This is a genomic window from Citrobacter sp. KH_055_1 (assembly GCF_057838705.1).
Genome location: NZ_CM174473.1, coordinates 2,573,352 through 2,599,384, shown reverse-complemented (window position 1 = coordinate 2,599,384; position 26,033 = coordinate 2,573,352). Strand labels below are relative to the sequence as shown.

Genomic DNA, 26,033 nt, shown 5'->3' with positions numbered 1-26,033 from the left:
CTCTCCAGTTGTTAAGGGGGGGCCTCAGACGTGTTTTCTGTGCCGTTCAAGATAAATGCTTCTCGCCACGGAGATAACCACAGTCAGCGCAAATAATACAAATAGCCCGGTCACGAACCAGAATGCTCCTCCGGTTAACAGGCTGCCGGCCCAGGAATAGACGAGAGTCGCGGGTAGCTGACCGACGCCGGTGGCGAGGAAAAAATGACGAAAGCGGATCGATGTCAGACCGGCGGCGTAACTGACCGGGTCAAAGGGAACGAAAGGTAACAGGCGACAGACCAAAATAGTGTGTTTGCCGTAGCGTGCAAAAAAGGCGTCCATGCTATTCAACACCGTTTTTCCGGTCAGCTTTTCCACCGTGCTACGACCAAAAATACGGGCGATGAAAAAGCATAGCGCCGCGCCAGCCATTGCGCTGGTCCAGGAGAGTACGCCTCCCCAGAATGCGCCGAACAATGACGCATTGGCAAAGGTGATCACAAACGCCGGAAGCGGGGCGATAATGGCTTGTAAGATCATTAAGCAAAACGATACCACCGCAGCCTGAGCACCGTATGACCGAATGAGATTTTCAATGGCGTGCTGGTCAACCGTGGCGAATGCCGCCAGGCTGTGACTGACAAAATCACTGACGCCGGGCACCCATACCCAGGCGATCGGCGCCAGCAATAACAGGAGAATCAGCCCGGTCCGGCAATAGCGTATGACGTGCGTTTTGTTCAGCTTCATGATTTATCGGCTAACTCACGTTGGACAGAGGGATCAATACGCTTCACGCGGGCCCAGGCTTTGGCTGCCTGTACCAGGGTAAATAAAATAATGCCAGCAATACTGAGTTTAACCATAAACGCCAGGGTGATGCCGTCGCTGACGAGTTCATGCGACATGAGCGTATAGATGAACAGGCCGGGGAAGGTGGTGAGTGTAGAAATGACGGTGAATGACCAGAATGGGATGGCGGTCAGCCCGTAGGCATAATTTTGAATGTTGTACGGGAATAACGGCACCAGGCGGGTGAGGATCAGAAAATCGCTACCACTTTGGGCAATGCCTTTTTCTATCGCCTGGAAGGTGGCCGTATGCCCGACATATTTCAGCAGCAGATCGCGACCCAGCCAGCGGGCAAGTAAGAACGACAGCGCCGAGGCCACGGTGGCTGCAAACAGCGATACAAGCGTCCCCACCAGCGGGCCAAACAGGATACCGCCGACGATCACCAGCATGCTGCCGGGTATCAGACACAGCGCAGCGACGATAAACAGCAGAATGTACAGCACGTAGCCGTATATGCCGCTCTGGCGGATGAGATCTTGTAAAAGGTGGAAATGGGTTATCAGGCCACTCAGGCCAGAATAATGGAGAACGCCCACCAGGACACAGAGGAGTAGCGCAACGATCAGCAGTCTGTATTCTGCTTTATGCGAACTTCTTTTTCATGGGGGTCTCCTGTAATACCGAGGGTAATAACGCGTTTCGCCAGCGAAAGTGCGCGCGAAGATATAATAAATCCCCGTTGGTAACAATGTATTACCGTGGTTTTTTTGATTTTGCTCAGGCTACACCGACTCTCCAGGCAAGGCCCGGAGAGTGACAACGCTCAGGCGATCAGACGCGGAATTTGGCCCATACCGGCGCGTGGTCGGACGGTTTTTCCATACTGCGGATCTCATAGTCGATGCCGGTTTCTTCGCAGCGCTCCGCCAGCGGGTTGCTCGCCAGCAGCAGATCGATACGCAGACCACGGTTATCGTCAAAGCCTTTTGAACGGTAATCAAACCACGAGTACTGGTCGGCGGTGTCCGGATGTGCGTGACGGAACGTGTCCACCAGACCCCATCCCATCAGTCGTTCCATCCACTCACGCTCTTCCGGCAGGAAGGAGCACTTGCCGGTACGCAGCCAGCGTTTGCGATTCTCTTCACCAATGCCGATGTCCAGATCGGTTGGGCTGATATTCATATCCCCCATGATCAGCACCGGATTGTCGCGCTTCAGTTCAGTCTCCAGATAGTTTTGCAGGTTCTGATAAAACGCGGCTTTGGCCGGGAACTTCAGCGGGTGGTCACGGCTTTCGCCTTGCGGAAAATAGCCGTTAATCACGGTGATATTCCCCAGTGGAGACGGGATTTCGGCCATGATAATACGGCGCTGAGCTTCTTCGTCATCGTTCGGGAAGCCACGACGCACCGAAATGGGCGTTTCTTTCGTCAGCAGCGCGACGCCGTAATGGCCTTTTTGACCGTGATAGAAAACGTTGTAACCCAGCTTTGCGACCTCTTCGAGAGGGAACATGTCATCGTGGACTTTTGTCTCCTGCAAGCCGATCACATCCGGTTGGTGTTTTTCGACAATGGCTGCCAGTTGATGAGGACGGGCACGCAGGCCGTTGATATTAAAAGAGACAAATTTCATAGTCGCTGCCACTTTGCAAGATGAATAGTGCAAGGATGGTAGCAGAATTTCCGCAGGCTGACTGCTTCTTGTCACCTGATTCCAACAATGATTGCTAATGGTGTTAACGATGGGGCAAAAACTGCACTGTTTTGGCGCGATACGCGTCAGAATGGGGCAATAATTTCCGAAAAATTTCGTATACGATCACAATTCCAGAATTATATTTGGCGACTGAATAGAATTGCGTTTTTTCCTCTAATTATTCACCCCGCTGGCGAACGTATTCACTTTATATGCACATATGATGAATATTGATGGTTCGTAACTTATTGATATTTCGTTGTCTCATCGTGTTTATGCATATTTTTGCTGGCTGGCACGAACCCTGCACTCTACATTTACACCGCAAACACTATATTTATTAACATATAAATAACTTTTTATTTACCGTAGAGGTCGCTATGTCTCTGTCAGTTACGCGTGAAAATTTTGATGAATGGATGATGCCCGTATACGCGCCGGCTCCTTTTGTGCCGGTTCGCGGTGAAGGCTCGCGACTGTGGGATCAGCAGGGCAAAGAGTATATCGATTTCGCGGGAGGCATTGCGGTTAACGCGCTGGGTCACGCACACCCGGCTTTGCGCGAAGCATTAAACGATCAGGCCGGTAAATTCTGGCATACCGGAAATGGCTACACTAACGAGCCGGTACTGCGGCTGGCAAAAAAACTGATTGATGCCACCTTTGCCGAGCGTGTCTTCTTCTGTAACTCCGGCGCAGAAGCCAACGAAGCGGCATTAAAACTGGCGCGTAAATATGCTCACGACCGTTTCGGCACGCAGAAAAGCGGCATCGTCGCGTTTAAAAACGCCTTCCACGGTCGCACGCTGTTTACCGTCAGCGCCGGGGGCCAGCCGGCCTACTCGCAGGATTTTGCGCCATTGCCGCCGGATATCCGCCATGCGGTGTATAACGATCTTGACTCTGCCAGCCAGCTGATTGATGACACCACCTGTGCGGTTATTGTTGAGCCGATTCAGGGTGAAGGCGGCGTGGTGCCTGCAACAAAGGCCTTTTTGCAGGGACTGCGCGAACTCTGCGATCGCCACAATGCGTTGCTGATTTTTGATGAAGTGCAGACTGGCGTGGGACGTACCGGCGAACTGTATGCCTATATGCACTACGGCGTGACGCCGGACCTGCTGACCACGGCCAAAGCGCTGGGCGGTGGGTTCCCTATTGGGGCGCTGCTGGCGACCGAATCATGCGCAAGCGTTATGACGGTGGGTACGCACGGCACCACTTACGGCGGAAACCCGCTGGCTTCTGCGGTGGCCGGAAAACTGCTGGAGATCGTTAACACGCCGGAAATCCTCACTGGCGTGAAACAGCGTCACGACTGGTTTGTGGAGCGTATTAACGCCATTAACGAACGTTTTGGATTGTTTAGTGAGGTTCGTGGACTGGGCCTGCTGATCGGCTGTGTGCTGAATGCAGAGTTTGCCGGTAAAGCGAAGCTTATCTCGCAAGAGGCGGCCAATGTCGGCGTGATGGTGCTGATTGCTGGCGGTAGCGTGGTGCGTTTTGCACCTGCGCTGAACGTTAGCGAAGAAGAGGTTGCCAGCGGACTGGATCGCTTTGCGCTGGCCTGCGAACGTATTAAAGCAGGAGGTTCATCATGATGGTGATCCGTCCCATTGAACGCGCCGATATTACGGCGTTGATGCAGTTGGCCAGTAAGACCGGTGGTGGGCTGACCTCGCTTCCGGCTAACGAAGCCACGCTGATGGCGCGTATTGAGCGTTCACTGCAAACCTGGCAGGGCGAACTGCCAAAAAGTGAGCAGGGCTACGTTTTTGTACTCGAGGACAGTGCCACCGGTACCGTGGCCGGGATCTGCGCGATTGAAGTGGCGGTCGGGCTAAACGACCCCTGGTACAACTATCGCGTCGGGACGCTGGTCCATGCCTCGAAGGAGTTGAACGTCTATAACGCGCTGCCGACGCTGTTTCTCAGTAACGATCACACCGGCAGCAGCGAACTTTGCACCCTGTTTCTTGATCCGGACTGGCGTAAAGAGGGCAACGGCTATTTGCTGTCGAAATCGCGCTTTATGTTTATGGCGGCATTCCGCGACCGGTTTAATGAAAAAGTGGTGGCCGAGATGCGTGGCGTGATTGATGAACACGGTTACTCCCCGTTCTGGCAGAGCCTCGGCAAACGCTTCTTTTCGATGGAGTTTAGCCGTGCCGATTTTCTTTGCGGCACCGGGCAAAAAGCCTTTATTGCCGAATTGATGCCCAAGCATCCTATCTATACCCACTTCCTGTCGGATGAAGCGCAAAGCGTGATTGGCGAAGTGCATCCGCAAACGGCACCGGCGCGTGCGGTACTGGGGAAAGAAGGCTTCCGCTATCGCAACTATGTCGACATTTTCGACGGCGGACCGACGCTGGAATGCGATATCGACCGGGTGCGGGCGATTCGGAAAAGCCGGCTGGTGGAGGTGGCTGAAGGCCAGCCCGCGCCGGGCGAGTATCCGGCCTGTCTGGTGGCGAATGAAAACTACCATAACTTCCGCGTCATGCTGGTGCGCGCCGATCCGCATACCCAGCGGCTGGTGCTGACGGCAGCGCAGCTGGATGCCCTGAAGTGCCATGCGGGTGACCACGTCCGTTTCGTTCGTCTATGTGCAGAGGAGAAAACAGTATGACTTTATGGATAAACGGCGACTGGGTAACGGGCCAGGGCGAGCGTCGGGTTAAAACTAATCCGGTGGGCGGCGATGTATTGTGGCAAGGCCATGATGCAGATGCTACGCAGGTGGCGCAGGCATGCCGCGCCGCACGAGCGGCATTTGCGGGCTGGGCCAGGCAACCCTTTTCCGCGCGCCAGGCGGTGGTGGAAAAATTCGCCACATTGCTGGAGAGCAACAAAGCCGAGCTGACGACCATTATCGCCAGGGAAACCGGAAAACCACGCTGGGAAGCAGCCACCGAACTGACGGCGATGATCAATAAAATCGCCATTTCCGTAAAGGCGTACCACACGCGTACCGGAGAGCAACACAACGAATTACCCGACGGCGCGGCGACGTTACGCCATCGTCCGCACGGTGTGCTGGCGGTGTTTGGTCCGTATAACTTCCCCGGCCATCTCCCCAACGGTCATATCGTTCCGGCGCTGCTGGCGGGCAATACGCTGATTTTTAAACCCAGTGAACTGACGCCGTGGACCGGTGAAGCGGTGACTAAACTGTGGGCGCAGGCGGGACTCCCTGCGGGCGTGCTAAACCTGGTGCAGGGTGGGCGCGAAACCGGGCAGGCGCTAAGCGCGCTGGAAGATCTCGACGGTTTGCTGTTTACCGGTAGCGCCAATACGGGTTATCAACTGCACCGACAGCTCTCCGGTCAGCCGGAAAAAATCCTCGCGCTGGAGATGGGGGGCAACAACCCGTTAATTATTGAGAATCCGGAAGATATTGATGCCGCCGTGCATCTGACTATTCAGTCGGCGTTTGTCACCGCCGGGCAGCGTTGCACCTGCGCCCGCCGTCTGCTGGTAAAAAAAGGCGCGCAGGGCGATGCGTTTCTGGCGCGCCTGGTTGAAGTCAGCCAGCGTTTACTGCCCGGCAAGTGGGATGACGAGCCGCAACCGTTTATCGGCGGACTGATATCTGAGCAGGCGGCGCAACATGTCTGTGATGCCTGGCAGCGTCTTGAGGCGTTAGGTGGCCGTACGCTGCTGGCGCCGCGTCGGGTAAAAGCGGGCACGTCACTGCTGGCGCCGGGCATTATCGAACTCACCGGTGTGGCCAACGTGCCGGATGAAGAGGTATTTGGTCCGCTGCTCGGCGTCTGGCGTTATGACAGTTTCGACGAGGCAATAAGCCTTGCGAACCACACCCGATTTGGCCTGTCATGCGGATTGGTCTCACCGGATCGCAATCAGTTTGACCAGCTGTTGCTGGAAGCGCGGGCGGGCATCGTTAACTGGAATAAACCGTTGACCGGGGCGGCGAGTACGGCACCGTTTGGCGGAGTGGGGGCTTCAGGAAACCATCGTGCCAGCGCGTGGTATGCCGCAGATTACTGCGCCTGGCCAATGGCGAGTCTGGAGTCACCGGCATTAACGTTGCCGACGACGCTGAGCCCAGGTCTGGATTTTTCTCGTGGAGAAAAGCGATGAAAGCGCGTGAGGTCAATTTCGACGGGCTGGTGGGACTGACCCACCATTATGCGGGGCTGTCGTTTGGCAATGAGGCCTCGACCCGGCACCGTTTTCAGGTGTCGAATCCCCGTCTGGCGGCGAAGCAGGGCTTATTAAAGATGAAAGCGCTGGCAGATGCCGGGTTTCCTCAGGCGGTGATCCCGCCGCATGAACGTCCGTATATTCCGGTTCTGCGTCAGCTCGGCTTCAGCGGTAGCGACGAGCAGATCCTGGAAAAGGTGGCGCGTCAGGCGCCACACTGGCTTTCCAGCGCCAGCTCGGCCTCGCCGATGTGGGTGGCGAATGCGGCCACGGTCTGTCCTTCGGCCGATTCACTGGATGGGAAAGTGCATCTGACGGTGGCGAACCTGAACAACAAATTCCACCGTTCACTGGAAGCGCCGACTACCGAAGCGTTATTACGGGCGATATTCCGTGATGAGCATGCTTTTGCGGTCCACAGCGCACTACCTCAGGTGGCGCTGCTGGGTGATGAAGGGGCGGCCAACCACAATCGCCTTGGAGGAGATTACGGTGCACCTGGTGTGCAGCTGTTTGTTTACGGTCGCGAGGAGGGGAATGTGTCACAGCCGAGGCGCTACCCGGCCAGACAATCGCGTGAGGCCAGCGAAGCGGTGGCGCGGCTGAACCAGGTTAATCCGCATCAACTTATCTTTGCCCAGCAAAACCCGGACGTTATCGATAGTGGCGTGTTCCATAACGACGTGATCGCGGTATCGAATCGCCAGGTGCTGTTTTGCCATGAACAGGCATTTGTCCGACAGCAGGCGCTGTTGAGCCAGCTACGCGCTCAGGTTGATGGGTTTACGGTGCTGGAAGTGCCTGCTGCGGAGGTGTCGGTGGCGGATGCGGTGGCAACGTATCTGTTTAACAGCCAGTTGTTGAGCCGTGATGATGGCTCAATGATGCTGGTTTTACCACAGGAGTGTCGGGAACACGCGGGCGTGTGGCGCTATCTGAACGGTCTACTGGACGCGGATAATCCGCTCGACGACCTGCGGGTATTCGATCTGCGTGAAAGTATGTCGAACGGCGGCGGTCCGGCATGCCTGCGACTGAGAGTGGTGTTAACACCACAGGAACTGCAGGCGGTGAATCCGGCGGTAATGATGAACGACACGTTGTTCAATACGCTCAATAACTGGGTTGATCGTTACTACCGGGACCGGCTTACCGCTGCAGATCTTGCTGACCCCCAGCTGTTACGTGAAGGGCGCGAAGCGCTGGATTCGCTGACGCAACTGCTCAATCTCGGCTCGGTGTATCCTTTCCAGCAGGAGCGGGCGATCTATGGATAACTTTCTGGCCCTGACCCTCGCGGGAACCTCGCCGGATATCACCCACGGTGAGGCTCATAGTTTTAGCTGGCGGTGGACAGGGCACGGGATGCTGGAGCTGACGCCGGTCGCCGAGGTTGATCGTTCGCTGGTGATCTCTGCAGGTATTCATGGCAATGAAACGGCACCGGTTGAGATGCTGGATGCGCTGCTGTCCGCGCTTTTTCGTGGCGAGTTGACGCTGACATGGCGGTTGCTGGTGATTCTGGGCAATCCGCAGGCGCTGGCAGAGGGGACGCGCTATTGCCATAGCGACATGAACCGTATGTTTGGCGGGCGCTGGCAGATATTTGTCGAGAGCGGTGAAACGCGGCGCGCCCGCGAACTTGAGCTGTGCCTGGAAGCGTTTTATTCGCGCACCAGGGAGTCCGTGCGCTGGCATCTGGATCTGCACACCGCCATTCGCGGTTCGCATCATCTGCGCTTTGGCGTACTGCCGCAGCGCAACGTGCCCTGGGACGAAGGGTTTCTATCGTGGCTGGGGGATGCGGGACTGGAGGCGCTGGTTTTCCATCAGACACCGGGCGGGACATTTACCCATTTCAGTGGCGAGCATTTCGGTGCGCTGGCCTGTACGCTGGAGCTGGGTAAGGCTCTGGCGTTCGGGCAAAACGATTTGACGCAGTTTGCTCACACGGCGGAGGCGTTGGCGGCTTTGTTGCAGGGTGAGCGTGCATCATCAACGCAAACCACGCCGCTGCGCTATCGCGTGGTGTCGCAAATCACGCGACACAGCGACGATTTTATTCTTCATATGGACAATCAGACGCTGAATTTTACCCCTTTTAACGAGGGCACATTGCTGGCGCAGGACGGCGATGCGCGTTTTGTTGTTACTCATGATGTCGAATATGTGCTGTTTCCCAACCCAAACGTGGCCTGTGGTTTACGCGCGGGGCTGATGCTGGAAAGGTTATAATCAATATCTTTCCCTCGGGTTTATCTCCGGGGGGTATTTTTTTTGTGTGCGCTTTCATTATTACGGATTATTCCTGGTAAGTTGCTTTATTAATAATCAGGCTTCATGTATAGTTCTCCATAATCCTTTCAAAATCATCCTGTTGTAATATTTAATTTCAATTCTGCGCAATTAATTCTTTTTTTCTCCATAATTGATGAGAATTTGTTTTTTATACTTTCATTGTTTTACCGTTGCTCTGATTAATTGACGCTTCTACCGGTAAAGTTAATCTCGTCAACACGACATCCGATGAGATAAGCATCGTAAGAATGTCGTCAGAATAACTGAAAGGAAGGATAGAAATTATGCGTAAACTGACTGCTCTGTTTGTTGCCTCTACTCTGGCGCTCGGCGCTGCAAATCTGGCACACGCCGCTGATACCACAACTACCGCTCCGGCCGATGCCAAACCGATGATGCACCATAACGGCAAGTTTGGCCCGCACCACGACATGATGTTTAAAGATCTGAATCTGACTGATGCGCAGAAACAGCAGATCCGCGACATTATGAAAGGCCAGCGCGATCAGATGAAACGTCCGCCGCTGGAAGAACGCCGTGCAATGCACGATATCATCGCCAGCGACAGCTTCGACAAAGCGAAAGCTGAAGCGCAGATTGCGAAGATGGAAGAACAGCGCAAAGCTAATATGCTGGCGCATATGGAAACCCAGAACAAGATTTACAACATCCTGACGCCGGAACAGAAAAAACAGTTTAATGCCAATTTTGAGAAGCGTCTGACAGAACGCGCGGCGCAGAAAGGTAAAATGCCAGAGGCTGCTGAGTAACCGATTAGCGTCTACACTACATTATTCGCGTTGTGTCTGGGCATTGCTCAGGATGGCGCGAATCAAAACTCAAGACCGCCGGTCTTGTCCACAACACGTTTAACGAGGTGGGCAGGATCGGCGGTTTTTTCTTTCCAGCCTATTGCACCCTGCAACCGACACGCTATTCTCCTGAAGCCTGCGAAAATTCTACCTGGATCAGCGCGTTAATCTTTTTTCTTAAAACGTCCTCATCCTCGCTAAGGCAAATCAACTCTGCTGCCGATAACAATAAATGTGCAGAGTGAACTTATGGCGGCCAGGGAGCGTCACGCTGACGTACCGCGCCTTTCTGGAGGGATGATGGAATACTTTGATATCCGCAAAATGCCGGTTAATCTTTGGCGCAATGGTGCGGGTGAAACGCGAGAGATTTGTTGTTTTCCGCCAGCGACCCGCGATTTTCACTGGCGGGCAAGTATCGCGTCCATTGCCGCGAACGGTGAGTTTTCTCTTTTCCCGGGCGTAGAGCGAGTGATTACCCTGCTGGAAGGAGGCGAAGTGACTCTGGAAGGCGCCAATCCCTTCAGCCATACCCTGAAACAGCATCAACCGTTTACCTTTGCGGGCGATCAGGTAGTCAAAGCCAAACTGACAGAAGGTCAGATGTCGATGGATTTCAATATTATGACCCGTCGTGATGTCTGCCAGGCCAAAGTCAGGGTTGCGGATCGAACGTTTACCACCTTTGGTTCGCGCGGCGGTGTGGTGTTTGTGTTAAGCGGAGCCTGGCAGTTGGGCGATAAGTTACTGACGGCGGACCAGGGCGCATGCTGGCACGACGGCAAGCATACGCTGCGGTTGTTAAAAGCGGAAGGGAAGCTGCTGTTTAGTGAGATTAACTGGATGCCGGGGCATTCGCCGGATCCAGTTCAATAATGTCATAGTGACCGGACATTACCGGCCGGCAGAGAATTTTGTAACCATCATGATCGAAGCCGGCGGGCATTCGTGCCAGCGAAGCGGCTTCATCCAGCGATGAAACCGCGCCCAGCCATAGCCAGTTATTGATAATGTGATATTGGGTCATTTCTGCGCAGCTTTCTTTTAGCGCAATCGCATTGCTCCATGGCCAGCAGAGCACACGCAATCTTTCCAGTGCCGTCATCAGACGCAGATGATGCGCCTCGGGACTTTCTTTCCCACAGCAGGCTCCGGCGCAACGTTTAAGCGCTGAGCGAAAGCAGGCGCGACCGCGACTTAGCGGCTCCAGTCCCAGCAAACCGTAGCAAAGCTGGTGCTCGTCGGCGACCGTCTGTAATGCCTGCAGCGCCGCACGCTGGTGTGCAAACAGGCCAAACAGATTCGGGGTATGTGAAAAATCCACATCGCGCGCGTAGATAACCTGGACGCGTTGATCGGTTAATTGCAGAGCACAGAGTTGGCGAGTGCGGCGCAGGCGCTTATTGAATAAAGGTTGTTGCTCTTTAATTAGTCGTGCCTCCAGCAACAGGGCACCCATTTCACCCGCCGTGCAAATCCAGGTAATACGTCGGGATTGATGTAGCATGGCCGCTTCGTCTGCGTTGCGTAGATGCGCCATCACCCGGCTGCGAACATTGATGCTTTTACCGATATAAAGCGGCATGGTGTCACTTTCGCCGTGAAACAGATAAACACCGGGCGTGGCCGGAAGCGCTTGTAAAAAGGGGCGCAGTTGCTCGGGGTACTCATAAATTGCAGCTGCTTCAAAGGTAATACGAGGGGCTGATTGGCGGCGTACCACTGTTTACTCCGGATGCTGGTTATTCATCCAGTATAGCAGGCGATTGTTGATTAAAAAAGCAACATGTGTGAAGTTGTTGACGCCGGACATACGAAGCTTTGTTGCTGTCCGGCGTTATGCAAGAAGGTGGATTACGCTTTTTTCCAGAAATCGTCAAACACCGTAATGGGCGTGCGACGTTTGTGTTCCGTCTTTAAATACCAGCCTTCAATTTTCTTCGCGATAGTATCATCCAGAATTTTGCCTTCCAGATAATCATCAATGTTGTCGTACGTTACGCCTAAGGCGGCTTCATCGGGCAGAGAAGGGCGATCGTCTTCGAGGTCGGCGGTAGGCGCTTTCTTATATAAGTGCTCCGGACAGCCTAGCGCGGCCAGCAGCTGTTTCCCCTGACGCTTGTTGAGGCGGAATAGTGGGTTAATGTCGGTGCCGCCATCGCCATATTTGGTGAAAAAGCCGGTAATCGCTTCCGCAGCGTGATCGGTGCCAACCACTACGCCGCTGGTCATTCCGGCGATGCTGTACTGTGCCTTCATACGTTCACGGGCTTTTTCATTACCGCGCACAAAATCGCTCAGCTCAATACCGGCTTCACGTAATGCCTGTTCGCTGGCCAGCACCGCAGCTTTGATATTGACGGTTAACACGCGATCCGGCTGAATGAAGGTGATGGCGTCCTGGCAGTCCTGTTCATCGGCCTGCACACCGTAAGGGAGGCGCACGGCAATAAACTGCAGCGCGTCGTTCCCGGTCTCGTCGCGCAGCTCTGAAATGGCCATTTGGCATAACTTTCCGGCGAGCGTTGAATCCTGACCGCCGCTAATCCCTAATACCAGTGATTTCAGGAAAGGATAGGTTTTCAGATAGGATTTCAGAAAATCTACGCTACGGCGAATTTCTTCTTCTGCATTAATGTGCGGCTGTGCGCCAAGTGCCTGGATTATCTCTTGCTGCAGAGTCATCTAACCCCTCCGAAAAAAATAATGACAAAAAATATGATCGGTTAAAGCTAACGCGTTGACGTCCAAACGACAAGGGATGCAGCCTGATATCGCAGTATTTTGTTTTAATATACCCGTCATACTTCAAGTTGCATGTGCGTCGGCTGCACTCGTTCTCCCCAGTCACTTACTTTAGTAAGCTCCTGGGGATTCGCTCCCTTGCCACCTTCCTGCAACTCGAATTATTTAGGGTATAGATTTTTCCGAAATGGTGTGAGACTCATCTGTAAGCTTGAAAAATGTGTTGTTGTGCTCCAGGCTTATATAACACGCTGAAAAACAAGAGGACGAGAAAATGAACAAGAATCTAACAGGAATTCTGGGTGCAGCGGCGGTATTGACTATGCTGGCGGGGTGTACGGCCTACGATCGTACAAAAGACCAATTTGTTCAGCCCGTGGTGAAAGATGTGAAGAAAGGGATGAGCCGGGCGCAGGTTGCGCAGATTGCCGGCAAGCCGTCTTCTGAAGTGACAATGGTGCATGCTCGCGGGACGTGTCAGACCTACATCCTGGGTCAACGAGATGGTAAAGCAGAGACCTATTTTGTAGCTTTGGATGATACGGGACACGTGGTTAATTCTGGTTATCAGACCTGTGCCGAGTACGACACCGATCCGCAGGCGGCGAAGCAGTAACGACTGCTTAATGCCTGAGCACTCAACGGAACCGGCCATTGCGCCGGTTTTTTTGTGCCGTACGATCTTATTTAATGTCGCGAATTATTTGCCTGAAATGTGAGGGGTGTCATAACGCCAGGTCAATGAGAGACAATTTAGTTGGTCAAGGAAATACCATCCTCTGGTGCAATCCCGTATACTCATTTCAGCCACCTAAAAAAGTAATTTAGCTGACGCAAGTTACCCAGAGCATGGATGCAGGTTATGGCTTGCGGAGTGTCTGGATGACAGATAATCGCATATGAGGATCGTTTTTATGGAAAAGAAACACATTTATCTGTTTTGTTCTGCGGGCATGTCGACTTCCTTGTTAGTTTCAAAGATGCGTGCGCAGGCTGAAAAATACGAAGTACCGGTTATTATTGAAGCATTCCCTGAAACGCTGGCTGGGGAAAAAGGTCCTGTTGCTGACGTCGTGTTATTAGGCCCGCAAATTGCTTATATGTTACCCGAAATTCAGCGTTTGTTACCTAACAAGCCTGTAGAAGTGATTGACTCGCTGTTATATGGCAAAGTCGATGGTTTAGGCGTGCTTAAGGCTGCAGTTGCAGCAATTAAAAAAGCCGCAGCAAATTAATTATATTTTTTAAATTTCCCGTCAAAGAGTTATTTCATTAACATTCACCGCAATATTATATTGCGGTATTTAAGGGTATTTTTCTATGAGTAACGCTATTGCTTCACTTGAAAAGGTACTCCTTCCTTTTGCTGTAAAAATTGGAAAGCAGCCACACGTTAATGCAATCAAAAACGGTTTTATTCGTTTAATGCCGTTAACCCTCGCAGGGGCCATGTTTGTATTAATCAATAACGTTTTCCTGAGCTTTGGGGAGGGGTCGTTTTTTTATTCAATGGGTATCCGACTTGATGCTTCGACTATTGAGAATCTCAATAGCTTAAAAGGTATCGGTGGGAACGTTTATAACGGTACGCTGGGTATCATGTCATTGATGGCGCCTTTCTTTATCGGCATGGCGATGGCCGATGAACGCAAAGTTGACTCTCTGGCCGCAGGTTTGCTCTCCGTCGCAGCCTTTATGACCGTCACGCCTTATAGTGTGGGTGAAGCCTATGCCGTTGGTGCTAACTGGTTGGGTGGTGCGAACATTATTTCCGGTATTATTATCGGTCTTGTGGTCGCAGAAATGTTCACCTTTGTGGTCCGTCGTAATTGGGTTATCAGATTACCCGATAGCGTTCCTGCCTCGGTCTCGCGCTCCTTCTCAGCACTGATTCCTGGCTTTATCATTCTCTCCATTATGGGGATCATTGGCTGGGCACTGGCAATCTGGGGCACCAACTTCCACCAGATCATCATGGATTCTATTTCGACTCCGCTGGCGTCGCTGGGCAGCGTAGTGGGCTGGGCTTACGTGATTTTTGTTCCGCTGCTGTGGTTCTTTGGTATTCACGGTTCACTGGCGCTGACCGCGCTGGACAGCGGTATCATGACGCCTTGGGCACTGGAAAACATCGCTATCTATCAACAGTTTGGTTCCGTAGACGCAGCATTGGAAGCCGGTAAGACGTTCCACGTCTGGGCAAAACCGATGCTGGATTCCTACATCTTCCTCGGCGGTAGCGGCGCAACCCTGGGTCTGATTATTGCTATCTTCCTGGCATCTCGTCGTCCGGATTATCGTCAGGTGGCGAAACTGGCCCTGCCGTCAGGTATCTTCCAGATTAACGAACCGATTCTGTTCGGTCTGCCAATTATCATGAACCCGGTTATGTTCATCCCGTTCATTCTGGTTCAACCGATTCTGGCCGCGATTATGCTGGCAGCCTACTACACTGGCATTATTCCACCGATTACCAATATTGCGCCGTGGACGATGCCAACCGGGTTAGGCGCGTTCTTTAACACCAACGGTAGCGTTGCGGCTCTGCTGGTGGCACTGTTCAACCTTGGGGTCGCCACGCTGGTGTATCTGCCATTCGTCGTCGTCGCCAACAAAGCGCAGAACGTTATTGATAAAGAAGAAAGCGAAGAAGATATCGCTAACGCATTGAAATTCTAAATTTAATCCGGCATGGCTTCTCGGTCATGCCGGACTGAACCAGAGGAAAAGAGTATGTTGGATATCGAAAATATCGTGGATACATCGTCAGAAGCTGAAGAGCTTGAAGAAGTGGTGATGGGGCTTATCATCAATTCGGGGCAGGCGCGTAGCCTGGCCTATGGCGCACTCAAGATGGCCAAACAGGGCGATTTTGAGGCGGCGAAGGCCATGATGGAACAGTCTCGTATGGCGCTGAACGAAGCGCACCTCGTACAAACGAAACTGATTGAAGGCGATCAGGGCGAAGGTAAAATGAAAGTGAGCCTGGTTCTGGTTCACGCACAGGATCACCTGATGACGTCGATGCTGGCACGCGAACTGGTGACGGAACTGATTGAGCTTCACGAGAAGCTGAAATAGCGAGGAGTGCATGATGCAATTACAGATTAACGCACCGGAAATCAAAACCGTTTACGAGCAGCAGTTGTTTAATGGCAAAAATTTCCATGTGTTTATCTATAACAAAACTGAAAGTATCAGTGGACTGCATCAGCACGATTACTATGAATTTACGCTGGTATTAACCGGTCGCTATTATCAGGAAATCAACGGTAAACGTGTGCTGCTGGAACGTGGTGACTTTGTTTTTATCCCCCTGGGATCGCATCACCAAAGTTTCTATGATTTCGGCGCCACGCGGATCCTTAACGTCGGTATCAGTAAGCGTTTTTTTGAACAGCACTATCATCCTTTATTGCCGTTTTGTTTTGTTGCATCGCAGGTGTATCGGGCGAATAACTCCTTTCTCACCTATATCGAAACGGTCATTGCATCACTGAACTTTCGCGAGAGCGGGCTGGATGAATTTGTCGAAGTGGTCACCTTCTACATTATTAATCGACTCCGGCATCACCGTGAAGAACAAGTGTTGGATGACATTCCACAATGGCTGAGAGCGACCGTGGAAACGATGCACGACAAACGTCAGTTTAGCGAGAATGCGCTGGAAAACATGGTCCAGCTGTCGGCAAAATCTCAGGAATATCTGACTCGTGCCACCCAGCGTTATTACAGTAAAACACCGATGCAGATTATTAATGAAATCCGCATTAACTTTGCTAAAAAACAGCTGGAAATGACCAACTATTCGGTCACGGATATTGCTTATGAGTCTGGTTACAGCAGCCCAAGCCTGTTTATTAAAACGTTTAAAAAACTGACGTCGTTTACGCCCAATAGCTACCGGAAGAAGTTAACTGAGTTTAATCAGTAGCTATTATTTGCCAATAACCCATTTTTATAGCTTGCCCAAAATAGCGTCGGGACAGCCACGCTATATCTGACAAACGGGTTGAGCATAATACACGTCAGTGTTTTGACACTGAAGGGAGAAAGTATGAGCCAGAAATTAAAAGTCGTCACTATCGGTGGCGGGAGCAGCTACACCCCTGAATTACTTGAAGGCTTTATTAAGCGTTATCATGAGTTACCGGTGTCTGAATTGTGGTTGGTTGATGTCGACGGCGGTAAAGAGAAGCTGGATATTATTTTCGACCTGTGCCAACGCATGATCGACAATGCCGGCGTGCCGATGAAGCTGTATAAAACACTGGATCGTCGCGAAGCGCTGAAAGACGCTGACTTTGTGACCACGCAGCTGCGCGTTGGACAACTTAAAGCCCGTGAGCAGGACGAGCGAATCCCGCTGAGCCACGGTTATCTGGGCCAGGAGACAAACGGCGCGGGCGGCCTGTTTAAAGGTTTGCGGACTATTCCGGTTATTTTTGACATCGTGAAAGATGTCGAAGAACTGTGCCCGAATGCGTGGGTGATTAACTTTACTAACCCGGCCGGAATGGTCACTGAAGCCGTCTATCGCCATACAAATTTTAAGAAATTCATCGGGGTATGCAATATTCCGATCGGCATGAAAATGTTTATTACCGACGTGTTGGCGTTAAAAGAGAGCGATGATTTATCTATCGATCTGTTTGGCCTGAACCATATGGTGTTTATTAAAGATGTGCTGGTCAACGGCGAGTCACGTTTTGACGAACTGCTCGACGGCGTGGCCTCGGGGCAGTTAAAAGCGTCTACCGTGAAGAACATTTTCGACCTGCCGTTTAGCGAAGGATTGATTCGCTCGCTGAAACTGCTGCCATGTTCGTATTTGCTTTACTATTTCAAGCCAAAAGAGATGCTGGCGATTGAAATGGGTGAATACTATAAGGGCGGTGCACGCGCGCAGGTTGTGCAAAAAGTGGAGAAACAACTTTTTGAGCTGTATAAAAATCCTGAACTGAATGTGAAACCGAAGGAGCTTGAGCAGCGCGGTGGAGCGTATTACTCCGATGCGGCGTGTGAGGTGATCAACGCCATCTACAACGACAAGCAGACCGAGCACTATGTCAACATTCCTCACCATGGTCATGTAGACAACATTCCTGCGGACTGGGCGGTTGAGATGACCTGTACGCTGGGGCGCAATGGTGCGACCCCGCATCCACGGATCACGCATTTTGATGAGAAAGTGCTTGGCCTTATCTATACCATTAAAGGTTTTGAGGTGGCGGCGAGTAATGCGGCACTGAGCGGTGAATTTAATGATGTGCTGCTGGCGTTAAATCTGAGCCCACTGGTGCATTCTGACCGTGATGCCGAAATTCTGGCGCGGGAACTGATCCTTGCCCATGAAAAATGGCTGCCAAACTTTGCCGGGTGCATCGAGACGCTCAAAAGCGAACAACACTGATAGAGGTCGGCTATGGAACGCGTACTGATTGTGAATGCGGATGATTTTGGCCTGAGCAAAGGGCAAAACTACGGCATTATTGACGCTTGTCGCCATGGTGTTGTCACCTCGACAACGGCGCTGGTCAACGGCGAGGCCATTGAGCATGCGGTGCAGTTGAGTCGTGAGCTTCCTGAACTGGCTGTTGGCATGCACTTTGTGCTGACGCTGGGGAAACCGCTGACGGCAATGCCAGGGCTGACCCGCGACGGACTGCTGGGGAAATGGATCTGGCAGATGGCCGAGGAGGACACCTTGCCGCTGGATGAAATTTCGCACGAACTGGCCGCACAGTATCAGCGTTTCATCGACCTGTTCGGCCGGGAGCCGACGCATCTGGATAGCCATCACCATGTGCATATGTTCCCGCAGATTTTCCCTGTAGTGGCCAATTTTGCGGCCCAACACGGTATTGCGTTACGCATCGATCGTAAGACGGTGTTTGAGGCTGCTGACTTACCTGTTGCGTTGCGCACGTCGCAGGGATTTAGCAGCGAGTTTTACGGCGAGGCGATTTCCGAAGAGCTGTTTTTGCAGGTGCTAGACGCCTCTGCAGACAGGGGCGAGTCCTCGCTGGAAGTGATGTGCCACCCGGCCTTTGTCGATAATATCATTCGACAAAGCGCCTACTGTTACCCCCGCTTAACTGAACTTGATGTGCTGACGTCTCCGGTATTGAAATATGCTATTGCGGAGCGCGGTTATCGTCTCGGCAGTTTTCTGAACGTGTAATTCCTGAGTTTGCGGCGCGTCAATGCGCCGCTTTTTTTAGGCCGGAATGGTGTCGACTTTTCCGCTGCGAGACCAGACACGGTGCGCGGTCATGAGCGCCAGCAAGGTATCCATAAACTGCGCATCTGCGCTGTCCGCTTCAACAATCCCTTCTTCACCCTGATTGCTAACCTTCAGCACGGCTTTCAACTGACGCGCATCGCCTGCTAGCGCAATGGGTTTCAAATGTTTGTATGCTTCCAGTAAGTAGTAACGGGTATCGCCGCGCATGTCGATATCCGCAATATTGCCGCAAGGCACAATGACCGCATCCACGGTCAGTGATGGCGAACCGGCAAAGGTACCGGCAATGTTCAGCACCGAGCCATCGTCGGCAACCACGTTCCCCATCCGCGAATAGAGCAATTTTGCATGCACACCGCGGGACTGGAGAGCTTGCATGATGGTGAGCATATCGGCCGATTTGACCTCGTCATTCAGCAAAATGGCCACTATCCGGCCTTTGATATCGCCTTGTTCCCCTGTGTACAAACTGAGTGATGGGGCTTCAGTTAACCCGTTGACGTCCGCAGGCGGGGCGATTTGCTGCTGTTCGTCGGTTAGTTCAAAACCGAGGTTGTCGGCAACAGATTGTGCAAGGGTGGTATCAATGTGCGCCAGTTGTTCAACCACTCTCTCGCGGATATACGGGCGGGTGACTTTGCTCAGTTCAAAACTGAATCCGCCAACAATATGCTGCTGCTCAATAGGCGTCTGACTTAGCCAGAACAGGCGAGGGTGCGCATAGTATTCGCCGAAAGAGGGGCTTCTTTCACGGATCTTACTGCCTTCAATACGTTCCTGATACGATTCAAATCCCCCGCGTTTAGGGCCAGGTGGCGTTTCGCGCGGCCAGTTATCATTGATCGAGTTTGGTTCGTAGTTGGCCGGGTTGGTATCAATATCCATGCGATGCATGCCGTCGCGCTGGAAATTGTGATACGGGCAGGTCGGGCGGTTAATCGGAATTTCATGAAAGTTAGGTCCGCCCAGACGGCTGATCTGCGTGTCGGTATATGAAAACAGTCGGCCCTGTAGCAGCGGATCGTTGGTGAAATCAATACCGGGGACGATGTGTCCTGGATGAAATGCTACCTGCTCGTTTTCGGCAAAGAAATTATCCGGGTTACGGTTAAGCACCATTTTTCCGACGCGCTGAACCGGAACCAATTCCTCGGGGATCAACTTTGTTGGGTCGAGCAGATCAAAATCGAATTTAAACTCGTCCTCTTCCGCAATTAGTTGCAGTCCCAGCTCATATTCCGGGTAATCACCGGCTTCGATGGCCTCCCACAGATCGCGACGGTGGAAGTCAGGGTCTCGACCGGTAAGTTTTTGCGCTTCATCCCAAACCAGAGAGGCTTTGCCTGCCAGGGGTTTCCAGTGGAAGCGCACAAAGGTGGCTTTGCCTTGCGCGTTAATCAGTCGAAACGTGTGGATGCCAAAGCCTTCCATCGTGCGATAGCTGCGAGGGATCCCACGATCTGACATGGCCCACATCACGTTATGCAGTGTTTCTGGCTGTAAAGAGACGTAATCCCAGAAGGTATCATGCGCGCTTTGTCCCTGTGGAATAGCCCAGTGCGGCTCTGGTTTGACCGCGTGGACGAAGTCCGGGAATTTATGGGCGTCCTGGATAAAAAACACCGGTGTATTATTTCCTACCAGGTCAAATATCCCCTCTTCGGTATAAAACTTTGTGGCAAATCCGCGAATATCCCGGACCGTGTCTGCTGAACCGGCGCCGCCCTGGACGGTGGAGAAACGCACAAAAACCGGGGTTATCTTATTTGCCTCGCACAGGAAGTCGGCTTTGGTGACGGCACTTAAATCGGCATAGGACTGAAAGTAACCATGCGCGGCGGAGCCACGGGCATGAACGATTCGTTCCGGAATGCGTCCATGATCAAAATGGGTAATCTTCTCACGCAGGATAAAATCCTCGAGCAGCGTCGGCCCACGGTTTCCGGCGCGTAATGAGTTTTGATCGTCTGCAATGCGGACACCCTGATTGGTGGTCAGGGCAAAATCTTCACTGCCTTTACGAAAAGGCTCCAGTGAGTTGAGTTTGTCATTAACGGTGTCGGGGGCCTTTGCACTACCAGGGGCAGTGGGCTGCATGCCCGGCGGTGTGGGTTTGGCGTCGGGTTTGTGCGAGCCGTCTGCGGGGGCCAGGGAATCTAGCCCTGGTCTGGATTCGCTGGCATCATGAACCGGTGCCGGGTGATTGAGTGGATGCTTGTCATTCTGCGACATGAACTCGTCTCCTGTTTTCATTGCTGAAAGGGTCGTTGTTGCTGTCAAAAACATTAACTATAGACCACGCATCCAGGTGAGCCGGGATCCGTTGAAGGGGAATACTGTAATGAACAAGGCAAACAGCGCACGCAAGGCAGGACGTCAGGGCGCAAAATCGGCTAAGATAGCGTTTTTCTGATTTTTAGAATTTGTCTTTAGTGAAGCAACTGATTATGAAACCTCTTCGCCAACAAAATCGCAAGGTTATCAGCTACGTTCCGCGTGTGGAGCCCGCGCCACCAGAGCATGCGATAAAAATGGATGCGTTTCGTGACGTATGGATACTGCGCGGAAAATATGTCGCTTTTGTCTTAATAGGAGAGGCGTTTCAACGTTCGCCTGCGTTTACGGTTCCGGAGTCGGCGCAACGCTGGGCAAACCAGGTCCGTCAGGAAAACGAACTGAGCGATTAATGGGATATAAAAAAACCGCCGGAGCATGATACTCCGGCGGTTTTTTACGCTTCAGGAAACCGGTTTAACGGTGTGCCAGTTCGGCGTTATCGTCACTGTCCAGAATCGTTTTGTCGGTTTGCTTCAGCCACTGGCTGGTGAGCGTACCGGCAGTCATGGAGCCACTGACGTTCAACGCAGTACGACCCATATCGATCAGCGGTTCTACGGAGATCAGTAGAGCGACCAGCGTAACCGGCAGGCCCATCGCCGGCAGCACGATCAGCGCGGCAAACGTTGCACCCCCACCCACACCCGCGACTCCGGCGGAGCTAACGGTCACAATACCGACCAGTGTTGCAATCCACATTGGGTCGAGCGGGTTAATCCCCACAGTCGGCGCAACCATCACTGCCAGCATTGCCGGGTACAGCCCCGCACAACCGTTTTGACCAATCGTGGCGCCAAAAGAGGCGGCAAAGCTGGCAATCGACTCAGGCACACCCAGACGACGGGTTTGCGCTTCCACATTCAGCGGAATAGACGCAGCGCTGGAGCGGCTGGTGAAGGCAAACGTCAGTACCGGCCAGACTTTACGGAAGTACTTCAGCGGGCTCACGCCGTTAATACCCAGCAGAATACCGTGTACCACGAACATGATGCCCAGACCGAGGTACGAAGCCACCACGAAGCTGCCCAGCTTAATAATGTCCTGCAGGTTGGAGCCGGCAACCACTTTGGTCATCAACGCCAGAACACCGTACGGCGTCAGCTGCATCACCAGACGAACCAGCTTCATCACCCAGCTTTGCAGGGTATCAATAGCGGTTAATACGCGTTCGCCTTTCGGGGCATCATCTTTCAGCAGTTTCAGGGCCGCGACACCAAGGAATGCGGCGAAGATAACAACGCTGATAATGGAGGTTGGGTTAGCGCCAGTGAGATCGGCAAACGGGTTTTTCGGGATAAACGACAGCACCAGCTGCGGCACGCTCAGGTCGGCAACTTTACCCACGTAGTTGGTTTCGATGGCGTTCAGACGGGCGGTTTCAGCACCACCCTGTACCAGTCCATCCGCCGTCAGGCCGAACAGGTTAGTGACCAGTACCCCAACTAACGCGGCGATAAGTGTTGTAAACAGCAACGTCCCGATGGTCAGGAAGCTGATTTTCCCCAGCTGAGAGGCGTTGTGCAGACGCGCAACGGCGCTGAGGATAGAGGCAAATACCAGCGGCATGACGATCATTTGCAGAAGTTGAACATAGCCGTTGCCGACAATGTTGAACCACTGTACAGAATCTTTCAGTACCTGGCTGTCTGAGCCGTAAATCGTATGCAGGGCAAGGCCAAATACCACGCCCATAACCAGACCAACCAGTACTTTTTTGGCCAGACTCCACTGTTTGTGACGGGCTTGCGCCAGCACGAACAGCAGTACAACGAACACGATAATGTTCGCGATTAATGGAAAGTTCATCCCCGTTCTCCTGATCTTTTTTTATGTATCACCGAACTACAGTGATTCTGTTGGCGCAAGATTAGCAGAACTGTGACTTGCCTCTTATATTCAAATGGAATTGTTTATGCCAAAAATGACATTTTGGCCGATTTCTTAATCAGCCTGGTGTTTTATAAAACGATTAAACTGCATTTGTAGTGTATTAATCATCTGCGATGACCAGCGTACTGCACTGTTTTCAGGCAAAGTTTGTGGCATCCAGATAGCCCAGGCAAACAGCGCCATGCATAAAAAACGCTCCAGCTGGTTGCCTTTTTGCGGTACGAGGATCGGCAGGCGAAAGCGCCAGCGGCAGGGCCACAGCAGAGGAACGCCGGCTGGGGTCAGCATATCGGCCAGAATATGACTAAGGTAGCCGAGCACCATCCCCTGTAACGCATCCGCCGGGATTATCCAGGTCTCGGGTACTTTCAAATAGAACGTCGCCAGCAAGGCAAACACCGCCAGCAGGCTATGCGTAAACCCGCGATGACCAAATGCCCGGGCTATGGGCTTTGAGACCCACTTCAGACGCTGCCCCAGCAACGATTTGGGATGATCGATATCGGGCAGCAGGCAGGTCAAGATAGCTGAAGGAACAATATGCCACCAGTCACCCTGCGCGAGAACGGGCGTCAGTTCGGCATTCTTGGCAAATACCGCACAGGCAATAGAGAAAAGAAGGTGGCCTTCCGCCGTCATGATAAAACCCAATAAACTGTCAATTCATACAGTATAGGGGTTTTATACAGTAGGCGAAAGAGGTGACGTTGTAACCCTTTGTCACAAATAGGCGATTAACGTGCCAGCCAGCCACCGTCGACGGCCAATGTATAGCCATTAATGTAGTCAGAGGCGCGGCTGGCAAGGAATACCGCCGGGCCTTTCAGGTCGTCAGGCGTTCCCCAGCGTCCGGCCGGAATACGGTCGACAATCTCCTGATTACGGTCAGCATCGTCCCGCAGTTGCTGCGTATTGTTGGTCGCCATGTAGCCCGGCGCAATGGCATTGACGTTAATACCCTGTGCGGCCCATTCATTGGCCAGCAGGCGGGTTATGCCCAGCACGCCGCTTTTTGAAGCGGTGTAGGAAGGTACGCGGATACCGCCCTGGAAGGAGAGCATTGACGCAATGTTGATGATTTTTCCGCCCTGACCCTGGCTCAGGAATTGTCTGGCGACGGCCTGTGACAAAAAGAAAACGGATTTGAGATTCAGGTTCATCACATCATCCCAGTCTTGCTCACTAAAGCTCAGGGCGTCCTCACGGCGAATGGTCCCCGCGTTATTGACCAGAATATCGATCCGACCAAAGGTGGAGACCGTTTGCGTCACGATATCGTTCAGCGAGTCCTGCTGGCTGAGGTCGGCCTGGATAGTCAGAAAGCGTCGCCCGAGTGCATGGATTTTCTCAGCGGTTTGCACAGGAATTTTACGATTGACGCCGACCACATCGCAGCCGGCCTCCGCCAGCGCGACCGCCATACCTTGCCCAAGCCCGGTATCACATCCGGTGACGATTGCTACTTTACCTTCAAGACGAAAAGCATCCAAAATCATATTCACCCCGGCTATCAAATGGTTTTAACGCATGCTGTGAGTGAAAGAATAGGAGAGGCTGGCAGGAAATACAATGAAAAATGAAACAACGTTTCAAAAATATGACTGACCTGGCAAAACGGGCAATGCAACCATTGCCCATCAGGGAATTATCCGCGTAGATGCGTGACGGTGAGATCGGCCAGCGAGGTCAATTTAACGTCAGCAAGAACAAAGCGGGCATCGTCCTGGTTCTCATGTGCAGGTACGACGATCGCGCGCATGCGTGCTGCTTTTGATGCAATCATGCCGTTGACAGAATCTTCCAGCGCTACGCAAGATAAGGGCTCCACACCCAATTTTGCCGCGCAGTCGAGGTAGACCTGAGGATGCGGTTTGCTGTAGGGCAATTTTTCTGCCGAGGCCAGCGCGTCGAAGCTGTCGCGAAGATCAAACATCGTCAGCACTTTTTCCAGCATATGCAGCGGGGAGGCCGATGCCAGACCCACTCGTAAGCCCTGGGATTTGCACAGCGCGACGGCTTCACGTACGCCAGGCAGCAGTGGTTTTGTCTCTTCAACCAGGGCGATAGCCCGGGTGATAATGCGATCGGTGACCTCCTGGCGAGATGGGCCGCTCCACGGTTGCTGGGCGAACCATAGATCTACAACCATATCGATACGCAGCCCCAGCGTATCGGGCAGTTCATGGCGGCGAGTGATATCTACGCCTAAACTTGCGATCACATCCAGTTCAGCCTGATCCCAAAGGGGTTCAGAGTCGACCAGTAATCCATCCATATCGAAAATTGCAGCAAGAATTTGACGCGGGGTTGACATCACAACCTCTCCTTTGAACATGAAACAGCAGGGATTAAGAGCCTGGGTGAACCGGCTCTCAGCGTTCATTATGGCTAATCCTCGATTATACCGCCTTTAAAGATCAGGCGAAAATGGTTATCAACGGGTAAACTTAGGCCAAAATGACACGTCTTAATCAAGGGGAACTCATGACGTATCAACAAGCTGGACGCATTGCTGTCTTGAAAAGGCTGGTGGGATGGGTGATTTTTATCCCGGCGCTGATTTCAACGCTGGTTTCAGTACTGAAGTTTATGTATGCGCACAGTGAAAAGCAGGAGGGGATTAACGCGGTGATGCTCGACTTTGCCCACGTGATGATTGACATGATGCGGGTAAACACTCCCTTTCTTAACCTGTTTTGGTATAACTCACCGACACCTGATTTTCAAAGCGGACTGAATCTGGTTTTCTGGCTGATTTTTATTCTTATTTTTATCGGGCTGGCGATGCAGGATTCGGGTGCTCGCATGAGCCGTCAGGCTCGTTTTTTACGTGAAGGCGTTGAAGATCAGCTGATTCTGGAGCAGGCGAAGGGCAGTGAAGGGTTATCGCGAGAGCAGATTGAGTCGCGTATTGTCGTGCCGCATCATACGATTTTCTTACAAATATTCCCGCTCTATATTTTGCCGGTTATCGTCATCGTGATTGGCTATTTCTTCTTTTCGCTACTAGGTTTTTTGTAAGCGCGTCACTATCAGGCCCACGCGAAAGCTGCGGG

Annotated in this window: 26 protein-coding genes; 16 read left to right on the top strand and 10 right to left on the bottom strand. The window is 52.5% G+C overall.

Annotated features, from left to right (window positions below; genetic code table 11):
* Window positions 1-24: 24 nt before the first annotated feature.
* The 3 genes from AC3ITF_RS12140 to xthA form a co-directional block, all read right to left on the bottom strand.
* On the bottom strand, window positions 25-732 hold the full coding sequence (locus AC3ITF_RS12140; RefSeq protein WP_135953058.1) for a TVP38/TMEM64 family protein: 708 nt from the start codon (window positions 730-732) through the stop codon (window positions 25-27).
* Entirely contained in the window at window positions 729-1,280 is a 552-nt protein-coding gene (locus tag AC3ITF_RS12135) for a TVP38/TMEM64 family protein (RefSeq protein ID WP_249417565.1), read from the bottom strand. The genes AC3ITF_RS12140 and AC3ITF_RS12135 overlap by 4 nt, the downstream gene beginning before the upstream one ends.
* Window positions 1,281-1,608: 328 nt before the next feature.
* Window positions 1,609-2,415, bottom strand: coding sequence for an exodeoxyribonuclease III (gene xthA / locus AC3ITF_RS12130; protein ID WP_115258681.1), 807 nt, complete (start codon window positions 2,413-2,415; stop codon window positions 1,609-1,611).
* Between the two features lie 443 nt (window positions 2,416-2,858).
* On the opposite strand from xthA, the gene astC reads away from it, so the two are divergent.
* The 7 genes from astC to ves all read left to right on the top strand — a co-directional run bounded on the left by astC (window position 2,859) and on the right by ves (window position 10,634).
* Window positions 2,859-4,079 carry a succinylornithine/acetylornithine transaminase gene (gene astC / locus AC3ITF_RS12125; protein WP_181625285.1) on the top strand — a complete coding sequence of 407 codons (1,221 nt, stop codon included), beginning with the start codon at window positions 2,859-2,861 and terminating at the stop codon, window positions 4,077-4,079.
* Window positions 4,076-5,110 (top strand): arginine N-succinyltransferase, encoded by a 1,035-nt coding sequence (gene astA / locus AC3ITF_RS12120; RefSeq protein ID WP_489175691.1) that lies wholly within the window; start codon window positions 4,076-4,078, stop codon window positions 5,108-5,110. Before astC ends, astA begins: the two co-directional genes overlap by 4 nt.
* Window positions 5,107-6,585: a succinylglutamate-semialdehyde dehydrogenase gene (astD, locus tag AC3ITF_RS12115; protein WP_153880408.1), complete on the top strand. Its 1,479-nt coding sequence runs from the start codon at window positions 5,107-5,109 to the stop codon at window positions 6,583-6,585. The genes astA and astD overlap by 4 nt, the downstream gene beginning before the upstream one ends.
* A complete protein-coding gene (gene astB, locus AC3ITF_RS12110) occupies window positions 6,582-7,925 on the top strand; it encodes an N-succinylarginine dihydrolase (RefSeq protein WP_135912151.1) in 1,344 nt (447 codons plus the stop codon). The genes astD and astB overlap by 4 nt, the downstream gene beginning before the upstream one ends.
* Window positions 7,918-8,883 (top strand): succinylglutamate desuccinylase, encoded by a 966-nt coding sequence (gene astE, locus AC3ITF_RS12105; RefSeq protein ID WP_489175690.1) that lies wholly within the window; start codon window positions 7,918-7,920, stop codon window positions 8,881-8,883. The genes astB and astE overlap by 8 nt, the downstream gene beginning before the upstream one ends.
* Before the next feature lie 347 nt (window positions 8,884-9,230).
* Entirely contained in the window at window positions 9,231-9,716 is a 486-nt protein-coding gene (spy, locus tag AC3ITF_RS12100; protein WP_096757276.1) for an ATP-independent periplasmic protein-refolding chaperone Spy, read from the top strand.
* Between the two features lie 342 nt (window positions 9,717-10,058).
* Entirely contained in the window at window positions 10,059-10,634 is a 576-nt protein-coding gene (gene ves / locus AC3ITF_RS12095; RefSeq protein WP_115258676.1) for an environmental stress-induced protein Ves, read from the top strand.
* Here ves and cho read toward each other — a convergent pair.
* Entirely contained in the window at window positions 10,594-11,481 is an 888-nt protein-coding gene (gene cho, locus AC3ITF_RS12090) for an excinuclease Cho (RefSeq protein WP_489175689.1), read from the bottom strand. The genes ves and cho overlap by 41 nt on opposite strands.
* 131 nt (window positions 11,482-11,612) lie before the next feature.
* A complete protein-coding gene (gene nadE, locus AC3ITF_RS12085; RefSeq protein ID WP_135912148.1) occupies window positions 11,613-12,443 on the bottom strand; it encodes an NAD(+) synthase in 831 nt (276 codons plus the stop codon).
* A 334-nt stretch (window positions 12,444-12,777) separates the two neighbouring features.
* Here nadE and osmE point away from each other — a divergent pair, with 334 nt between their 5' ends.
* The 7 genes from osmE (at window position 12,778) to chbG (ending at window position 18,687) form a co-directional block, all read left to right on the top strand.
* Window positions 12,778-13,119, top strand: a complete 342-nt coding sequence (gene osmE / locus AC3ITF_RS12080) for an osmotically-inducible lipoprotein OsmE (protein ID WP_096757272.1) — start codon at window positions 12,778-12,780, stop codon at window positions 13,117-13,119.
* Between the two features lie 298 nt (window positions 13,120-13,417).
* Entirely contained in the window at window positions 13,418-13,738 is a 321-nt protein-coding gene (chbB, locus tag AC3ITF_RS12075) for a PTS N,N'-diacetylchitobiose transporter subunit IIB (protein WP_003832547.1), read from the top strand.
* A gap of 85 nt (window positions 13,739-13,823) precedes the next feature.
* Window positions 13,824-15,182: a PTS N,N'-diacetylchitobiose transporter subunit IIC gene (gene chbC, locus AC3ITF_RS12070; protein ID WP_115258672.1), complete on the top strand. Its 1,359-nt coding sequence runs from the start codon at window positions 13,824-13,826 to the stop codon at window positions 15,180-15,182.
* Window positions 15,183-15,236: 54 nt separating this feature from the next.
* Complete coding sequence (gene chbA / locus AC3ITF_RS12065; protein ID WP_096757270.1) at window positions 15,237-15,584, top strand: PTS N,N'-diacetylchitobiose transporter subunit IIA; 348 nt, start codon at window positions 15,237-15,239, stop codon at window positions 15,582-15,584.
* A gap of 10 nt (window positions 15,585-15,594) precedes the next feature.
* Window positions 15,595-16,437, top strand: a complete 843-nt coding sequence (chbR, locus tag AC3ITF_RS12060; protein ID WP_117342988.1) for a transcriptional regulator ChbR — start codon at window positions 15,595-15,597, stop codon at window positions 16,435-16,437.
* A gap of 123 nt (window positions 16,438-16,560) precedes the next feature.
* Window positions 16,561-17,916, top strand: a complete 1,356-nt coding sequence (locus AC3ITF_RS12055; protein WP_117342989.1) for a 6-phospho-beta-glucosidase — start codon at window positions 16,561-16,563, stop codon at window positions 17,914-17,916.
* A 12-nt stretch (window positions 17,917-17,928) separates the two neighbouring features.
* Window positions 17,929-18,687, top strand: coding sequence for a chitin disaccharide deacetylase (gene chbG / locus AC3ITF_RS12050; RefSeq protein WP_489175688.1), 759 nt, complete (start codon window positions 17,929-17,931; stop codon window positions 18,685-18,687).
* Between the two features lie 36 nt (window positions 18,688-18,723).
* Here the strand turns inward: chbG and katE are convergent, their stop codons facing one another.
* A complete protein-coding gene (katE, locus tag AC3ITF_RS12045) occupies window positions 18,724-20,982 on the bottom strand; it encodes a catalase HPII (protein ID WP_489175687.1) in 2,259 nt (752 codons plus the stop codon).
* 212 nt (window positions 20,983-21,194) lie between these two features.
* Between katE and cedA the strand changes: the two genes are divergently transcribed.
* The gene (gene cedA, locus AC3ITF_RS12040) at window positions 21,195-21,437 is read left to right on the top strand and encodes a cell division activator CedA (RefSeq protein WP_242461270.1); all 243 of its coding nucleotides are present in this window, start codon (window positions 21,195-21,197) and stop codon (window positions 21,435-21,437) included.
* 64 nt (window positions 21,438-21,501) lie between these two features.
* Here cedA and tcyP read toward each other — a convergent pair whose 3' ends face one another.
* From tcyP to hxpB, 4 genes are all read right to left on the bottom strand, one after another.
* Window positions 21,502-22,893 (bottom strand): cystine/sulfocysteine:cation symporter, encoded by a 1,392-nt coding sequence (gene tcyP, locus AC3ITF_RS12035; RefSeq protein WP_096757263.1) that lies wholly within the window; start codon window positions 22,891-22,893, stop codon window positions 21,502-21,504.
* Window positions 22,894-23,028: 135 nt separating this feature from the next.
* Window positions 23,029-23,616 (bottom strand): metal-dependent hydrolase, encoded by a 588-nt coding sequence (locus AC3ITF_RS12030; protein WP_096757262.1) that lies wholly within the window; start codon window positions 23,614-23,616, stop codon window positions 23,029-23,031.
* Between the two features lie 95 nt (window positions 23,617-23,711).
* The gene (gene kduD / locus AC3ITF_RS12025) at window positions 23,712-24,473 is read right to left on the bottom strand and encodes a 2-dehydro-3-deoxy-D-gluconate 5-dehydrogenase KduD (RefSeq protein WP_137399321.1); all 762 of its coding nucleotides are present in this window, start codon (window positions 24,471-24,473) and stop codon (window positions 23,712-23,714) included.
* Between the two features lie 149 nt (window positions 24,474-24,622).
* Window positions 24,623-25,291 (bottom strand): hexitol phosphatase HxpB, encoded by a 669-nt coding sequence (gene hxpB / locus AC3ITF_RS12020; protein ID WP_096757260.1) that lies wholly within the window; start codon window positions 25,289-25,291, stop codon window positions 24,623-24,625.
* A gap of 170 nt (window positions 25,292-25,461) precedes the next feature.
* Here hxpB and AC3ITF_RS12015 point away from each other — a divergent pair, with 170 nt between their 5' ends.
* Window positions 25,462-25,998, top strand: coding sequence for a YniB family protein (locus AC3ITF_RS12015; protein WP_115258665.1), 537 nt, complete (start codon window positions 25,462-25,464; stop codon window positions 25,996-25,998).
* The last annotated feature ends 35 nt before the right edge of the window (window positions 25,999-26,033 follow it).

Coding starts and splice junctions, on each gene's coding strand:
- chbR (WP_117342988.1), top strand. CDS start 15,595: ATGATGCAATTACAGATTAACGCACCGGAAATCAAAACCGTTTACGAG.
- katE (WP_489175687.1), bottom strand. CDS start 20,982: ATGTCGCAGAATGACAAGCATCCACTCAATCACCCGGCACCGGTTCAT.
- chbG (WP_489175688.1), top strand. CDS start 17,929: ATGGAACGCGTACTGATTGTGAATGCGGATGATTTTGGCCTGAGCAAA.
- tcyP (WP_096757263.1), bottom strand. CDS start 22,893: ATGAACTTTCCATTAATCGCGAACATTATCGTGTTCGTTGTACTGCTG.
- astD (WP_153880408.1), top strand. CDS start 5,107: ATGACTTTATGGATAAACGGCGACTGGGTAACGGGCCAGGGCGAGCGT.
- spy (WP_096757276.1), top strand. CDS start 9,231: ATGCGTAAACTGACTGCTCTGTTTGTTGCCTCTACTCTGGCGCTCGGC.
- astE (WP_489175690.1), top strand. CDS start 7,918: ATGGATAACTTTCTGGCCCTGACCCTCGCGGGAACCTCGCCGGATATC.
- astA (WP_489175691.1), top strand. CDS start 4,076: ATGATGGTGATCCGTCCCATTGAACGCGCCGATATTACGGCGTTGATG.
- chbA (WP_096757270.1), top strand. CDS start 15,237: ATGTTGGATATCGAAAATATCGTGGATACATCGTCAGAAGCTGAAGAG.
- nadE (WP_135912148.1), bottom strand. CDS start 12,443: ATGACTCTGCAGCAAGAGATAATCCAGGCACTTGGCGCACAGCCGCAC.
- ves (WP_115258676.1), top strand. CDS start 10,059: ATGGAATACTTTGATATCCGCAAAATGCCGGTTAATCTTTGGCGCAAT.
- AC3ITF_RS12140 (WP_135953058.1), bottom strand. CDS start 732: ATGAAGCTGAACAAAACGCACGTCATACGCTATTGCCGGACCGGGCTG.
- AC3ITF_RS12030 (WP_096757262.1), bottom strand. CDS start 23,616: ATGACGGCGGAAGGCCACCTTCTTTTCTCTATTGCCTGTGCGGTATTT.
- osmE (WP_096757272.1), top strand. CDS start 12,778: ATGAACAAGAATCTAACAGGAATTCTGGGTGCAGCGGCGGTATTGACT.
- kduD (WP_137399321.1), bottom strand. CDS start 24,473: ATGATTTTGGATGCTTTTCGTCTTGAAGGTAAAGTAGCAATCGTCACC.
- xthA (WP_115258681.1), bottom strand. CDS start 2,415: ATGAAATTTGTCTCTTTTAATATCAACGGCCTGCGTGCCCGTCCTCAT.
- astB (WP_135912151.1), top strand. CDS start 6,582: ATGAAAGCGCGTGAGGTCAATTTCGACGGGCTGGTGGGACTGACCCAC.
- astC (WP_181625285.1), top strand. CDS start 2,859: ATGTCTCTGTCAGTTACGCGTGAAAATTTTGATGAATGGATGATGCCC.
- chbB (WP_003832547.1), top strand. CDS start 13,418: ATGGAAAAGAAACACATTTATCTGTTTTGTTCTGCGGGCATGTCGACT.
- chbC (WP_115258672.1), top strand. CDS start 13,824: ATGAGTAACGCTATTGCTTCACTTGAAAAGGTACTCCTTCCTTTTGCT.
- AC3ITF_RS12015 (WP_115258665.1), top strand. CDS start 25,462: ATGACGTATCAACAAGCTGGACGCATTGCTGTCTTGAAAAGGCTGGTG.
- AC3ITF_RS12055 (WP_117342989.1), top strand. CDS start 16,561: ATGAGCCAGAAATTAAAAGTCGTCACTATCGGTGGCGGGAGCAGCTAC.
- hxpB (WP_096757260.1), bottom strand. CDS start 25,291: ATGTCAACCCCGCGTCAAATTCTTGCTGCAATTTTCGATATGGATGGA.